Raw genomic sequence first — 15,594 nt, 5'->3', positions numbered from 1 at the left:
TAAGCTCATTTATTTACTTTTTTTAGTAACTAGATTCATTTCATCAATAAGACGAGAAGCACCAGCTAATTTATCAATACAAAAAAGTACATAACGAATATCTACATTGATACAACGTTTATACTGCTCATCAAAAACTAAATCACCTGTCATGGCTTCCCAGTTTCCATCAAAAGCAAGACCGATAAGTTCTCCATTTCCATTAATTACAGGACTTCCAGAGTTTCCTCCTGTGATGTCATTGTTTGTAATAAAACCAACATGAAGTGTTCCATCTTTATCTGCATATTTTCCATATTCTTTAGACATTTGCATTTCTAATAGAGATTTAGGAGCATCAAACTCATCATCATTAGGGACATACTTTTCAGCAACTCCTTCTAATGTTGTAAAATACTGATATTTTACGCCATCTTTTGGAGAATAATCTTTTACATTTCCATAAGAAAGACGAAGAGATGAATTTGCATCAGGGTAATATGTTTTGTCTTTATTTTTAACCAAAAGACCAGCTACATAATCTTTCATAGCAGAAGCAACTTCTTCATTTGAAACCATTAGTTGTGGTCTTACCTTTGTATAATATGTTTCTACCACTGAAGTAATAAGCTGCATAACTGGATCTCTTTCCAAAACTTCTCCATTTGGATTTTCCAAAAACTTCATTGTTTTTTCTTCTGTTGCAAAAGCAGAGTTTTCAAAAATCACATTAGCATATTTATTGAAGTCTTCTCCATTTTCGCCAGCTATTCTTGCAAATATTTCTGGGTGATATTTTTTGTCTATATCTTTATAAAACATTCCCAATAAAGCTCCAGTAACATTTTTATCCACAGTTGCATTGTATTCTTTGAAATGTTCTTTTGTTGCTTCTTTCAATTTTGCAATCATTTCATCTACTTGTTCTTGATTTTCTTCATTTACTCCTGTTGCTAGAGTTCTTTGTAATTGAAGAAAACTTGCTCCAAACTCAATGATTTCACTTCCGAAGAAAGCTTCCTGCCAATAAGCTGACCAAAGCGAATAATCAACAGCACTACTATATGCTTTATCTAAACGAGAAAGAGCTGTGCTATAGGCCTCATTACCAGAAGCATCTGCCCAAGTTTGATATTCTTTTTCTTCTTTACGTTTTTTATCGATAGTTTTGAGACGTTTTAATCCTGCATTTTGTCCGATAAAATATTTGTAATAATTACTGATTGAAGCATATTTTGAAGCATAGGCAATACGTGTAGCTGCATCTACGTCCATTTGCTCTTTCATGAGTGAAAGTCTGCTTTCACGTAATTTTATACGAGCTGGGTTTGTAACAGCATAATCCACATCAAGACCATAAGAAGTTTTGAAACGCTGTGTACTACCTGGGAAACCAAATACCATAGCAAAATCACCTTGTTCTACTCCTTTCATAGAGACAGGTAAAGAATGTTTTGGTTGCAAAGGAACATTTTCAGTAGAGTATTCAGCAGGTTTTCCATCTTTACCAGCATATACACGAAGTAAAGAAAAATCACCTGTGTGACGAGGCCACATCCAGTTATCTGTATCACCACCAAACTTTCCAATTGATGAAGGAGGCGCACCTACCAAACGAACATCTAAAAATACTTCTGACACAAAAAGATAATACTCATTTCCATAGAAAAAGTCTTTGATGTATCCTTTATAATGTGTGTCTTTCGTATGTTCTGCAATAATTTCAGCTTTGATTTCTTCTAATTTTTGAGCTTGGTCATCTAAACTAAGTCCATCAAGAGCTTTTTTTACACGTTCTGTTACATCTTCCATTTTTACTAAAACAGAAGCTGTAATTCCTGGGTTTGGAAGTTCTTCAGCAAGAGATTTTGCCCAAAAACCATCTGTCAAATAATCATTATCTACTGTACTATGATTCTGAATCATATCAAAAGCACAGTGATGATTTGTAAGCAAAAGTCCTTTTGAAGAGATTGCTTCTGAAGTACAGAAGTTCCAAGAAGGATCACCATAACCCAATCCAAAAATAGCATCTTTTAGACTTGAATTATTTACACTATAAATTTCTTCGGCTGTCAATTTTAGTCCATTTGCTTTCATATCAGCTTCATTCAAGCGTTTTACAAGCATAGGCAACCACATACCTTCATCAGCACGAGTATAACCTGCCAGCATAACAAATGCTAAAATGAAAGTGGAAATTTGTAGACTAATTTTTAAATTAGGTTTGTACATTATGTGTGTTTAATTTTTAAGATAAGGGAATGAATATAAATTATGTATTTGATTTTTTACTAAAAAAGAAATCAGTAGTTTTGAATATGAATAATTTACAAAGGTAAAAAAAAAATGCTATTACTTTTAGCATAGGTTCAATAAACCTTAAAATTCTTGGTAGAAAAGTCTTTTTTTGTTTATAATTAACCCTAAACTGAGCGCATGGCTTCAACAGGATCTAAACGAGCAGCCAAAATAGCAGGGATAATTCCAGCAATGATTCCGATTATAGTAGCTACACTGACTCCCAAAATCATATTTTTGATAGATAGAGAAATTATGAAAGTATCACTAGAAAACAAAGAAAGAAAAGAAACCAAAATAAGTCCTCCAATTCCTCCAATAATACAGAGTAAAATGGCTTCTAATAAAAATTGCCATAGAATAAATCCTTTTTTTGCTCCTAAGGCTTTCTGAACACCAATAAGAGAGGTGCGTTCTTTTACAGAAACAAACATAATATTTGCAATTCCAAAACCTCCTACTAAAATTGAAAAGAAACCAATAGCCCAACCTGCAAGCGTAAGAATGCCAATTACACCATCTAAGAAAACGGCAAACTGTTCTGGTCTATTTAAAGCAAAGTTTTCTTCTTGTTTGGGTCGTAATCCTCGTTTTATTCGTAAAAGTCCTGTAATTTCGCCTTCTACATTCTGTAAATCTTTATCGTCATCAAATCCTTTTATAGAAATAGAGGGTTTTATTCCTGTTTTTCCTTCAGGAATCATTTTGGTTAGCGTATAATAAGGCATTAAGGTAATATTATCATTACTGGGAGCATCTAGTAGATTATCGCCTTGTTTTTTGAGAATTCCTATAATTCTAAACTTTCTACCCTTTAGTTTAATTATTTTATCAATAGCACTTTCCACGTTTTCATTTCCAAACAAATCTTTTGCAACTGTATTTCCCAAAATAACGACTTCAACAGCTCTATCTACTTCAATTTGCGTAAAATAACGACCATATTCAATGGGAATATCACTTACAATATTATGTTGAAACGTAATTCCCTGAACCACTAAACCCGAAAGACTATTTTTTTTGTATTTAGCCGTAAAACCTGAACGAATAGCAAAGACAGAAACAGCTTGTGCTTGTGTTAGATTTTTTTCTAAGAAACGAAACTCATCCATACTTGGATCTGGACGATTTATATATTTCCACCACGGATAATCTGAAGCAAAAATCCAAGGCATTTTTTGTACATAAATAACACTTTCTCCCAAAAAAGACAAACTGCCTTTAATTCCTTTTTCTAAAGCATCCACAAAAGTAAGCACACCAATAATGGCAAAAATGCCAATTGTTACACCTAAAAGAGAAAGCAGAGTTCGTAATAAATTACTTTTCAATGCTCCTAATGCCATTGAAAGACTTTCTAACCACAGAGAGAAGTTCATAAATATTTATACTAAATAATATAGATTATTATTTTAAACACAAAAATACATACTAGATATGTAGCGTTTACTGTGGCAATATTACAACTTTGAATAAATGTTTTGCAAATCTCTCTATGAAAGAGAAAACCATTACTTGAAAATGTGATTTATACTTTCACATTCAATATTTTTTATTTCTGCTCTTTCAAGCTAAAAACAAGGCTCATTTTTATTAAAAAGACAATATGGATACCGAATATCTACTGCATCTTGAAGAGAATATACTTTGATACTATCTACTTCTCCTGTCTTGTTATAATACTTCCATGTCCCATATTTATAATTATTTCTTATCAAACCTTCTTCCTTTATTGTGCCTTGTTTATAGTAATAGTCTTTCCAATATCCTTCGCCTTTCAAAAAAATGCTCTTATATAATAAAATATCATTAGTAGTATAAACTTCTAAAAAACCTTCTAACTGCTTGTTTTGATAGGGTACTATTCTAACTATTTGTTTGCCATAAGCTACTTCATAGTTTCCTATTGGATACCCATTTATTAATTCGATATGTTCTGAACCTATGTCATTATTTTTTCTGTAGTACATAGATAAAGAAGAGGTATTTAGAGCATACTCTGAATAAGTTAGAATAGTGTCAGTTAATTCTATTCTTTCTTGTTTTTTAATGATTTGTTCTTTTTTATTTATATAAAAGCGTTTCACAAAAAGAGAAATATCTTTCTGTTCTTCTAGGTTATAAGACGGAGGCGAAGGCATATTTTTAGTGAGTACCTTAGTATTTTTGTGTTGACAGGCTATGCAAAGTAGAGTAAGAAAAAGAATATATATTTTTCTCATAGTTTAATTGTAATAATTTTGAGTTTCTTCTTGCATAATTTCCCATTGAAACTTATAAAATATTTTGAGCCTTATCCACTATTTTTACTTTGCTTTCTTTCTTTTCGTTTCTCCTCTTTCTTTGCGTTCTTCTTCTGTTCATCTTCCCATTTATCATTATAAAAAGGAGCATTACGATGTTCAGGATTTTTTAAATACTTGTACTTTACTTCAGGAACATTGAATTTAGCATAGTCTATTTTTTTTACTCGCACAAAATAAGGAGGAAACCAGTCAATACCTTGATGAGAAAAACAATACTGTGTATCTAAATCATAGCGAATATAATCCACTATTAAACTATCTTTAGCGTTAGTATAAGTAGCATAGTTAGCACTATTATCATGCGAAGGTAAGCAAAAGTCATATCTATATACATAATTTCTTTGTATATACAAAAAATCAAAATATGTATCTATATATACTTTTTTTTCAATATTATAATTGCTATTTTTTATATACATATATATATTATCCTTTTTCTTACTATACCTATCTTCCCAACTCAAATATTTATTACTTACTTCCGTAGTATCATAATGTTCCTTTGAAGCAGCTCTATATATTACTTGGTCAAATCTTCTTCCGAACATCCACCAAAGTTTTTGCTTAGGAGTGGCTTCTATAGTACAATAGCTATGCTCATCTTCATAGGCATAATACATTTTTTTGCTACAAGAAGAGCAAAACAAAAGAAGTAATAATATGTATAAAGGTGCTTTTTTCATAGTTTAATTGTCTTCTAAAAAATAGTTCTTACTATCACCTGTTTCACACAATTTGTCCTGTCCCACTCCCAACTTAGAGCTTCTATACATAAGATACAACTATTACGGATCTAAAGAGATGAGTTTAATTCTCTGTTTTTTTGGATGACTGTTCCTGTTTTTTTGCTTTTCGTCTCTTTTCTTTATCTCTGCGCTTTAACCTTTTTCTTTCTTGCTTTTGTAGCTTTTCTCTATCTTTTTCATTTGTAACACGAGAACCTTTTTTAGGATATTGAAGGTATTTCTTCTTGATGGGAAGATCAAATTTCTCGTAATCAATCTTATCGACACGTTTGAGGTAGGGAGGAAACCAGTCAATAGTGATTTCCTGAAAGCAAGGCTCTTTGAGGAACTCCTTTTTTCTATCTGGTGTCCATACAAGGCTGAGACTATCACTACTTTCTCTGAAATATGATACATAAGTCATTCCTGTAAATTCGCTAGGTTCGCTGTAAATTCGTTTATCATATGCACCATTTTCGTCTAAGCGTCTTGGTGAACAATAATTAAATGCTTTGCCTGTAAAAGCTTCTATAAAGTCTACAGAAAAAAGTGCGTTAAGGCTTATGAATCTACTGAGTGTAGAGTCTTCTTTATAAGCAATGTCTAAATCATAACATTCCATATAGAAATACAATATGTCACGTCCACGTATATCATTGGTATGAAACGGTGTGTCCTGATTGTCATTCAACAGCGACATCCAATCATATGCACCTTTATACTTTCCGTGATAATAATCAGATACAGCTCGATAATAAACTCGCTGTAAATAAGGGTTTTTCTTTTGACGATGCACCTCAAAAGTACAGTACGAATTAGTTGATTTATCCTCATAGGCATAGTATTCTTTTTTGATGCTACTACAACTCCACAAGGACAGTAGTGTCAAAAAAGTGGTGATATATATTATCTTCTTCATACATCTTATGTTAGTGTTGTGCTTCAAAATAGTTCTTACTATCACCTGTTTCACGCAACGTGTACGAAACTATTCCTCTTGTTCCTCTTTTTTCTTGGCTCGCTCTTTTTTACGTTCTATTTTTTCACGCTCTTTTCCTCTTCTTTTGATACGCTTTGCTCTTTTCTTGTTGAGAGCTGCTCTGCGTTTTTCATCTCTTATGCTAGGACCGTCCATAGGATATTGAAGGTATTTTTTCTTAATGGGAAGATCAAATTTCTCGTAATCAATCTTATCAACACGTTTGATGTAAGGAGGAAACCAGTCAATAGTAATGTCTTGAAAGCAAGGCTCTTTGAGGAACTCTTTTTGACTATCTTGCATCCATAAAAGCTTGAGACTATCACTGTTTTCTCTCAAATATAGTACATAAGTCATTCCAGTAAGTGGGTGAGGTTCATCATAAACTACATCCTCATACTTACCATTTTCGTCTAAGCGTCTGGGAGAACACGTATTGAACGAAGCACCTGTGTGAGCCTCTACAAAATACACTGAAAATCGGGCATTCAGGCTCAAAGATCTACTCAGTGTAGAGTCCTCATCATAAGCAATATCTTGGTCGAGACACTCCATGTAGAAATAAAGCACATCACGCCCGTAAATCTCATTGACTTTAAAAGGTGAGCGACGTTCATCATTTGCTTCAGGTAGCCATTCATGGCGATTTTTTCGTCTGCCGTGATAATAGTCAGATACAGCCCGATAATAAATGCGCTGTAAATAAGGATTTTTCTTGTGACGATGTACTTCAAAAGTACAGTACGAGTTATTTTTCTTATTTTCATAGACGTAATATTCTTTTTTGATGCTACTACAACTCCACAAGGACAGTAGTACCAAAAAAGTGGTGATATATATTATATTCTTCATAAATCTTATGTTAGTGTTGTGCTTCAAAATAGTTCTTACTATCACCTGTTTCACGCAATATGTCCCACTCCCACTTGTAGAATACCTTTCGCTCTACATCTGTATCCACCTCATTGGTTTTTTCTTTATTGTTGTAGTCCATATAGTTTTCTAGCGTCTCAGTTTGTTTTTGTAGTGCGGGAAGTACCTCCAATTCGGGTATAGGCTTGCCATCTAAAATCCCTTTCTCTAAAGCCTCTTCTAATCTTTGTAGTTCTCCTTCCATTTTAGTAATTTCTTGCCTTTTTTGTGCTAGTGTCATGATAGTACCTTCTGTAGTGGTGGCTTCGTTTTCTAGTTTCATGGCTTCCTGAATGGGTTCAATAAAGGCAAAACTTGTCGTTCCATTGTTTATGTTTTCAGCTAGTCTTGTGTAGAAGTTGTTGATTCGGAAGTATTCAAATTGTAGCGCTTTGAGCGATAAGATGTCTTCAACCGATAGCTCTCCCGAATCTATCGCTCTTTGATATTTCTTTGCTTGTTTGAGTGCATCTTCTTTTTTTTCAATATCTTCATTAAGGTCTTCTATTTGTTTTTCTATATCTCTTTTATAGACTACATTTGGCTGACGAAGCTCTAGAGGTGGGTGTGCCTTTTCATCAAAAGGATGACCCAGTCCCAGACTGTGTCCTATTTCGTGAATGAGAGTAGGAATAATAGCTGTGTTATTTAAGGCAATCTCAAATACGTGACAGACGCCTGTATCAGACGGCCCGTAAGCAAAAACATTTTTGGTACGTTCCTGCATCCCACTATAAATATCTTCTGTATAGAAGATATGTATCTTGTGTGTCTTGTCCAGTTTAGCTTTTTCGGTCTTGTTGTTCTCCCATGCAGCTTGCGCTTGCTCATACTCTCTAAGTGCCTTTTGCACTTTGGGGTGATTCCAAGCATCGGTGACTTTATTTTTACGACGTGCTCTTTTTAGTGCTTTGAATTGAGAGAGGTCTTGTAGTCCATCAGAGGGGACTTCTTGGAGATTACATCGTTTTTTGAACTTTTCTACTAGAGCAAGTGCTTTTTCATTGCGCTCTCTTTCTAATTTTTCCTTATCTACTTTATCGCCATTAGTAGATTGAGCTATCAGTGCGGCATAACCATTTTCTATTACCTTATTGTAAGTATCTTCTTTCTCATCATAATCCATCGCTGTCTGTGTGGTGTCTACCTTTCCATCTATGTAAGCTGTAGTGAAAATATCTAGATCTGCAAGTTCTTTTCTCTTCAAGGTAATGACTTTGGTTTTTTCTGCAAGCTTTGCATGCATATAGGCTTGGTTAAACGAAAGTGTATTGAAGGCTTTTAATAATTTCTCCATCATTGGAATATGTGGAATATCATCAATTTTAAGATCTACTTTCCTATCTAGTTTTACTTTTACAGGCTGAATAATAGTCTTATACCGAATAGCATTCGGATAAAGTACCACCTTTCCTACAATATCCATCGAACCCTCTTTTTTATATCTTGTTTTTGCCAAAATAGCGACTTCTTTCTCTTCTCCAAAAGGTTTCTTACACTCTATTATTATAGGTACAAGTGTTTTTTCTAATTTCAAATTGACAATATACTCTGGTTTTCTATCATCTACTTTACCTTTAACAGTAATTATTTGGTCATCGGTACTCACAAACTTAACATCTAAATTATCAGGTAGATTTTTGACATTATTGTATTCACTACTCTTCTCCAAACGAGCATAAAGTGTTACTATGTGTTTTTTATTTTTCTCCTCCGTATTTCCATCTACATTGGGAGGCCAAATAGATAAGTAAGGACACAAATAGGCATAACTTCCAGTAAAAGTTTCTTTTTTTGTTTTTTTTCCTTCGTCTTTTTCTCGTTCTATACCAGAAAGTACTTTATAGTGTTGCGAAAGTCCTTCAGCAATTACTTGTTTATCAAAGAAATCAAATCCAAATTCTCCTCTGTATAGTGGGTCAGCAGCACCGTACTTTTGTTCTCCAAATTCAGTATTTGCGTGGTCTTTAGAGCGATAAAAAGAAACTACAAAAGGAGGATCTCCTGCTGCTAAAGGTTTAAAATGTGCTGAGTTACTAGCATTTCCAGATTCATATACTACAGGCATAAAAAGTAAAATTAATATTGAATAATTAAGGTAAATAAGGTGAGATTAATCTTTGCTTAGAAGAAGAGGAATAACTTTGAATTCTACTTTAGTGGTATCTCCCACAATAGATATATCCGTTAATATACCATCTTCTAGCTTTTCTCCATTATGGATGTACGTATGATCTTGGTCTTGCAGGTCAATATCTAGGTCTTTACCTTCTCCATTTTTGGTTTTCAAAACTAGTACAACATCTCCTAGATAGATATTTTCTATTTTGTTTCCTTGCTTATCTTCGTAGTATATATCAATAATTTCTAATTCTTTGTCTCTCTCAATAATGGTAGGTGTAACATTTTCAGTACTCAAATCTGTTTTTTTCCAGTAATGGTCTAGCAATTTATAGCCATCATCTATCATAATTGCAGGTGTAAGATGAATAAGCGTTGTCATGGGTTCACCACTTTTGGCATTAAAGTTATTCCTAAAATACACACAATGAACATCGTAGAGTTCTATTATTCTACTTTTACTCATTGCTGTAACTGGAGAAACTACAATTTTGACGTGTTTAGTTATATCAGTGGCAATAGACCACGACATAAAACTTTAATCAGCAGTTGTTTCGAAGATAATTTCAAAAATAGTTCCTCTAGGTTTTCCCATCGGTTTTCCGTGTTCGTCAGTAGAACGGGTAAAACGAAATTTGAAGTCAAGGATATTAATTTCCTTATCTTCTACATACATTTTTGCAACTAGACTCATTTGATGTAATAAATTTTAAAAAGAGAGTTATTTGTATTTTTTTTCAAATGTACATCTTTTTTACTTATTATCAACAAAAATTATTATAAATCTATGGGTGTTTATTGGAATAGTTCTATTTAATTGTTTTTAACTAGACTTTTGCAATTTTCTTTTGAGCATAATTCTTCTGATGGTATCCAAATCTCCTCTAGGAATAGCTTTTATTAATTCTCTTGTATACGTTCGTTTTGGTTTGTCGTAAATATCTTCTGAAAAACCTGTTTCTACAATTTGTCCATCTTTCATGACTAAAATACGGTCAGCAATAAACTTAACAACAGCCAAATCATGAGAAATAAAAATATAAGTAAGGTTGAACTTTTCTTTCAATTCATTTAAAAGATTCAAAACCTGTGCTTGTACCGAAACATCTAGCGCAGAAACTGACTCATCACAAATGATAAATTTAGGTTGTAAGGCAAGCGCACGAGCAATACAAATACGCTGACGCTGTCCACCCGAAAACTCATGAGGATAACGATTAAAATGATATGCATTCAGATTTACAGTCTCTAAAAGTTCGATTACATACGCTCTTCTTTCCTTATCATTGTTCATAATAGAGTGAATTCGCATAGGTTCCATGATAATTTCTCCGATGGTCATTCTAGGGTTTAATGAACCATAAGGGTCTTGAAATACGATTTGCATATCTTTTCGGATAGCACGCATTTCTTTCTGATTCAAATCTAATATATTTTTGCCTTCAAAAATTACTTCTCCAGAAGTAGGTTCTACCAATCTTAAAAGACTTCTTCCTAATGTAGATTTTCCACACCCTGATTCTCCTACTAAACCTAAAATTTCTCCTGGATAAACATCAAAGGAAACATCATTTACAGCTCTTACTATTTCTTTTTTATTTGAAAAAAATCCTTTTGTTTTTACAAATTCTTTGGTAAGATTTTTAATTTGTAATAAAGGAGTTTGTTGTACTAATTTTTCATGGTGTTTTCGTAGTTCGGCTTCACTTTGAAAGTTTAACATCAAAGCCTGACCAACAGATTGAAATTTTGCTTCTGTAATTTCTGAAATATTTCCATGCTCATCAGTAGCCATAAAATCTGAAACGACGGGCAAAACACGTAATTTCAAATCTAAACGAGGACGACATGCCAAAAGACCTTTTGTATAAGGATGTTGAGGGTTTGAAAAAATGTCCCAAACAGCACCTTCTTCCACTATTTTACCTTGATACATGACAATAATTCGGTCGGCAAACTCTGCCACAACACCCAAATCGTGTGTAATAAAGACCACTGACATATCTTCAGTTTCTCTGAGATCTTTCAAAATCTCCAAAATAGCAGCCTGCACAGTTACATCAAGTGCTGTGGTGGGTTCGTCTGCAATAAGTAATAACGGATTACAGGCTAGTGCCATTGCTATCATGACACGCTGTTTTTGTCCTCCAGAAATCTCGTGGGGATAAGCGTTGTAAATACGCTCTGGGTTACTTAGATGAACCTTTTCGAAAAGTTGAATAACTCGCTGTTTTGCAGCTTTTATAGTAATTTCTTCATGCCTAATTATAGATTCTACTACTTGATTTCCACAGGTAAAAACAGGATTTAGAGAAGTCATGGGTTCTTGAAAAATCATAGAAATCTCATTTCCTCTAAGTTGTCGAAGTCTATCAAACGGTATTTTGAGTAAATCTACTTCTCCATATTCTCTTGAATTAAATAAAATTTCACCCTCTGTTTGACAATAAGGAGCATCAGGTAAAAGACGCATCATGGAAAGAGAAGTAACTGTTTTTCCAGAACCTGATTCTCCTACAATACCTACCGTTTCTCCTTTTTTTAGCTTGAGATTTACGTTTTGTACAGCCTTATGGTGTCCATTTTCTCCCTTGAAGATAACAGATAAATTATTTATTTCAATTAAATTAGGATTATCAGGCATAAATAAAGTAAGAATTTAGATTGTTGAGGTAAGAAATGGAAATACAATTCTTAAAATGCTTGAAACAAGAAGTTTGATTTATGAAAAAAGAATTTTACTACTTCTGAATTTTAAATTCTGACTTCTAAATTTGTTTTGATTACCTAAAAATAGCTATTCTTTCTAATAAATAAAAATGCTTTAAACGTGTAATAATGTTATTTTCCTTAGAATCAATTGTTTAGTTACATATAAATCTAATTGGGATTCCAATAATACCCTTCTGAAAAAACTTCAAATCCTTTTGGTTCGCCCAAACGTTCCCACGCTGTATCATTCAAAAAAAGATACCCAAAAGACGCATTTTGCAAAATAATTTCTTCAATTGCCATTTGAGAAAAAGCATCAATAGCATCCACTCCAAAAGCAGCAGCCATATAAGAAGGTGCAACTGAAAGCAAAGAAAAAATTTCTGAAACAGCTTCTTCCAAAAAATTAGAGTTTACAGTAGCAGAAACAGCATTTTTTTGAGCATATTCTAATTCTTCTTCACTATCAAAGGAAAAAAGCCCTTCAAAAGAAACACAAGCTATCCAATATCCATCTCCTCTACGCATTGCATTTGCTTCGCTTGCTATTCGTGTTCCATTAGACAAAACAGGAACATTTTCTCTAAAATAAGCACAAAATTCGTGAGCCGATTCATAACCTTTGCACTCTGCAACTAAATTGTAATACTTCATTTTATTTTTTTTAAATTACCAAAAATCTACAATAAAAATAGAATATTGTTGTTTTAACTATTTACAATTCAAAATAATTTTTATTTACTTTTAATCTTAAATTTTACTTTGCTATGAAATTATTATCAAAAAAACCACTTTTTTTTATAGTCTTTCTAATTTTATTTTGTGCTAATTTTTCTAGTTCTTTTGCTCAAGATGCAAACCAACTTCTACAAGAGGGAGTTGCTTTTCATGATGCAGGAAAATACGAAAAAGCATTAGAAAAGTATGAAGAAGCACTCAAATTGATGCCTAATTCTTCAGTTATTTATTATGAAATGGCATTGACTTATTTTCATAAAGAGGATTATAAAATGTGTGTCAAATATAGTGATAAAGTCATTAAATCAAAATCTAAAAGTACCGTTCCTGCTTATATAATAAAAGGTTCATCATTAGATATGATGGGAAAAACAGATAAATCCATTTCATTTTTTGAGAAAGTAATCAAAGAAAATCCTAAAAATTATTTATTGCATTACAATCTAGCTCTAAATTACTATAAAGTTGGAAAGCTAGACAAGGCAGAAGACAATCTAATTCAGGCTATTGGAGCAAATCCAGAACATTCAAGTAGTCATTTGATGCTTGGTTTTATAGAATACGATAAAGGTAGAAAAATACCTAGTATGATGGCTCTTAATTATTTTTTACTTTTAGAACCTAATTCAGCAAGATCAGAAAAAGCATTTGAGGTTTTGCAAAAACAACTTTTGGCTAACATAAAAAAAGGAGACAACAATGAAATCACAATCAGTATTGGTGGAAAAGATGACGAATTTGCAGCTATTGAAATGGTTATGTCACTAGCACAGGCTTCAAATTTTATGAAACCCAGTAAAGAGGAAATAGAAAAAATAGTAAAAGAAGAAATGGAAAACGAAGATACCACAACTACTGAAAAAGTAGTAATTATGAAAGATACACCTAAAACAGAAGAAGAAATTTTTAGAGATAACACACAAACCTTCTTTAGCTTTTTAGATGCAAAAGATAAAAAAGAGAATATTTGGTGGACACTTTATGCTCCTTTCTTAAATCAGCTTGGAGAAAGCGAACATATAGATACTTTTTGTTATTGGATTAGTCAGATTTCAAATGAAAAAGCTGCTAAATGGATAGAAGAGAATCCTGAAAAGGTCATGGAACTTAAAAAATGGTTAGCTAGAAATTAAGTATTTTAAGAAAAAATTTCAAAAAAATAAATACCTGTAGTTGTTCAGAATTACAGGTATTTTTATGTTCATTTTTTGCGAAAAAATAAAATACGTCCTCATTTATCGCTATGCTATTGGGTTTTAAGTATTTAGACAAATTGCTCAAATTTTTAGTTTATTTTTCCCTTAACTATTGGAAATGTTTGCTGCATTACTTAACTTTGCTAAAAATAATAGCACAATTAAATCAATTAGCTAACAAAAGTAGATTTTATTGAAAATAATTTTGAACATTCAATTTAATTACAAATAAAATTAGCATAAATAGTATTCATTAAGATTTAATTATGTGTAATCAAACAGAACTTATATAGATAAATCTCTACTACTTTATAGCCAATAGATGAAAAATACAATGAAAAATAAATTAACCAATAAATTCTTACCTATTTCCATTAGCTTGGACAAGATAAGAAACCATAGACATATAGAAATTCCTATCAAACTTATGGTAGGGAAGAGATATTTTGAGTATACTATTTCTTTTGTTATAGAAAAGTATATGCTTGTTGTAGCTGCTTTATTTTTGGGAATGGTTGCTCTTTATGGAAGCTGGGGAGAAACTCAAAATACTTATATCAAAAATTTGTGGGTACAGATAGGACAAGAAACACCTTTTGAATTATGGGAAATGGATGAAAAAAGTATAATGACTTCTGCTTCTGCCAGTATTTTTCCTTCCTCAAATCAAAATGAAGAATCTGCTACTATGGAGCTTGTAAAACTTACTTCATCTAATTTAAAGGATGAAAAATCGTTAAAAGAAGACACAAAAAACGGTCTTCCTATCTTTGTTCACTCGGTAGCTGATTATGATAATTTGGCAAGCCTTGCCAAGAGTGAAAATATGATGGAAGAATTTATGATACAAAAGCAAATTCGCATTACAAAGGCACTTATTGAGAATAAAGTTTCTCGTCTTGACCAGCTCAATGATAGCATTCTTTTAGTAATGAATAGAGATATTAGTCGCATGTTTATGGAAATGGTTTTGAAAAACTTAGGTGCGCCTGCTCATGTTTTGACTTATTTTGCAGATACAATTCATCTTCGCAAAATAGAAACGGCACTTATGGAACAAGTAAAATACAATGTTCCTGTTTCGATAAAATTAGCTCAATCTGCTTTAGAAACGGCGTATGGTTCAAGAGTAATTCATAATAATTATTTTGGCATAAAAGATAAAAATAGAACAGGCGAAAAAACGATTACTACAGAATATTTTACAGCCGAAGAAGCATCCATGAATCAGGATATTATACTTACTCAAAAGCCATTTATCAAAAAAGGAAATGTTTTGTATGAATGTAAAGTACAAGATTATTTTACGCAATATGGTAGTGCTTGGCAATCATTCAGAGGACATTCTGAATTTTTATCTACTCATAAAAGATATGCACCACTCTTTACAAAAGGGAAAAATTATGAAGACTGGGCTGACAAAATTGGTTCAGAACGAACTGGAGGAGTAGGTTATGCCACTTCGCCACTCTACGGAGAACTTTTGAAGAAGATTATAAAAAGGTATCAATTACACCTTTTAGACCATTAAAGTAATTTGAGATGTTAAAGACAACCGAGTGATCGGGTTTTGGAAGATAGCTGAAAAAAAGCGATGCAGTTTGTATCGCTCTTTTTGTTTTTAT

At 32.5% G+C, this 15,594-nt stretch carries 11 protein-coding genes and 1 pseudogene; 2 read left to right on the top strand and 10 right to left on the bottom strand.

Features of this window, described 5'->3' with window-relative positions:
* Positions 1-9: 9 nt before the first annotated feature.
* The 10 genes and pseudogenes from V9L05_RS22680 to V9L05_RS22635 form a co-directional block, all read right to left on the bottom strand.
* Positions 10-2,214, bottom strand: coding sequence for a S46 family peptidase (locus tag V9L05_RS22680; RefSeq protein WP_338815805.1), 2,205 nt, complete (start codon positions 2,212-2,214; stop codon positions 10-12).
* A gap of 191 nt (positions 2,215-2,405) precedes the next feature.
* Positions 2,406-3,659, bottom strand: coding sequence for an ABC transporter permease (locus V9L05_RS22675; RefSeq protein WP_338815804.1), 1,254 nt, complete (start codon positions 3,657-3,659; stop codon positions 2,406-2,408).
* 192 nt (positions 3,660-3,851) lie between these two features.
* Positions 3,852-4,421 (bottom strand): hypothetical protein, encoded by a 570-nt coding sequence (locus V9L05_RS22670; RefSeq protein WP_338815803.1) that lies wholly within the window; start codon positions 4,419-4,421, stop codon positions 3,852-3,854.
* A gap of 152 nt (positions 4,422-4,573) precedes the next feature.
* Entirely contained in the window at positions 4,574-5,269 is a 696-nt protein-coding gene (locus V9L05_RS22665) for a hypothetical protein (RefSeq protein ID WP_338815802.1), read from the bottom strand.
* A 124-nt stretch (positions 5,270-5,393) separates the two neighbouring features.
* Positions 5,394-6,200 (bottom strand): hypothetical protein, encoded by an 807-nt coding sequence (locus V9L05_RS22660; protein ID WP_338815801.1) that lies wholly within the window; start codon positions 6,198-6,200, stop codon positions 5,394-5,396.
* Positions 6,201-6,299: 99 nt separating this feature from the next.
* Entirely contained in the window at positions 6,300-6,845 is a 546-nt protein-coding gene (locus V9L05_RS22655) for a hypothetical protein (RefSeq protein WP_338815800.1), read from the bottom strand.
* Between the two features lie 307 nt (positions 6,846-7,152).
* The gene (locus V9L05_RS22650) at positions 7,153-9,270 is read right to left on the bottom strand and encodes a hypothetical protein (protein ID WP_338815799.1); all 2,118 of its coding nucleotides are present in this window, start codon (positions 9,268-9,270) and stop codon (positions 7,153-7,155) included.
* A gap of 45 nt (positions 9,271-9,315) precedes the next feature.
* Positions 9,316-10,017: pseudogene (gene tssD, locus V9L05_RS22645) on the bottom strand (type VI secretion system tube protein TssD).
* A 129-nt stretch (positions 10,018-10,146) separates the two neighbouring features.
* Positions 10,147-11,967, bottom strand: coding sequence for an ABC transporter ATP-binding protein (locus V9L05_RS22640; protein WP_338815798.1), 1,821 nt, complete (start codon positions 11,965-11,967; stop codon positions 10,147-10,149).
* A gap of 236 nt (positions 11,968-12,203) precedes the next feature.
* Positions 12,204-12,689, bottom strand: coding sequence for a hypothetical protein (locus tag V9L05_RS22635; RefSeq protein WP_338790937.1), 486 nt, complete (start codon positions 12,687-12,689; stop codon positions 12,204-12,206).
* Between the two features lie 113 nt (positions 12,690-12,802).
* Here V9L05_RS22635 and V9L05_RS22630 point away from each other — a divergent pair, with 113 nt between their 5' ends.
* Positions 12,803-13,906 (top strand): tetratricopeptide repeat protein, encoded by a 1,104-nt coding sequence (locus V9L05_RS22630; RefSeq protein WP_338790936.1) that lies wholly within the window; start codon positions 12,803-12,805, stop codon positions 13,904-13,906.
* 397 nt (positions 13,907-14,303) lie between these two features.
* The gene (locus V9L05_RS22625; RefSeq protein ID WP_338815797.1) at positions 14,304-15,500 is read left to right on the top strand and encodes a glucosaminidase domain-containing protein; all 1,197 of its coding nucleotides are present in this window, start codon (positions 14,304-14,306) and stop codon (positions 15,498-15,500) included.
* The last annotated feature ends 94 nt before the right edge of the window (positions 15,501-15,594 follow it).

Source organism: Bernardetia sp. Wsw4-3y2 (assembly GCF_037126295.1).
GTDB lineage: Bacteria > Bacteroidota > Bacteroidia > Cytophagales > Bernardetiaceae > Bernardetia.
Note: the sequence above shows the minus strand (reverse complement) of the source record. Positions and strands in the feature narration are given on the sequence as shown.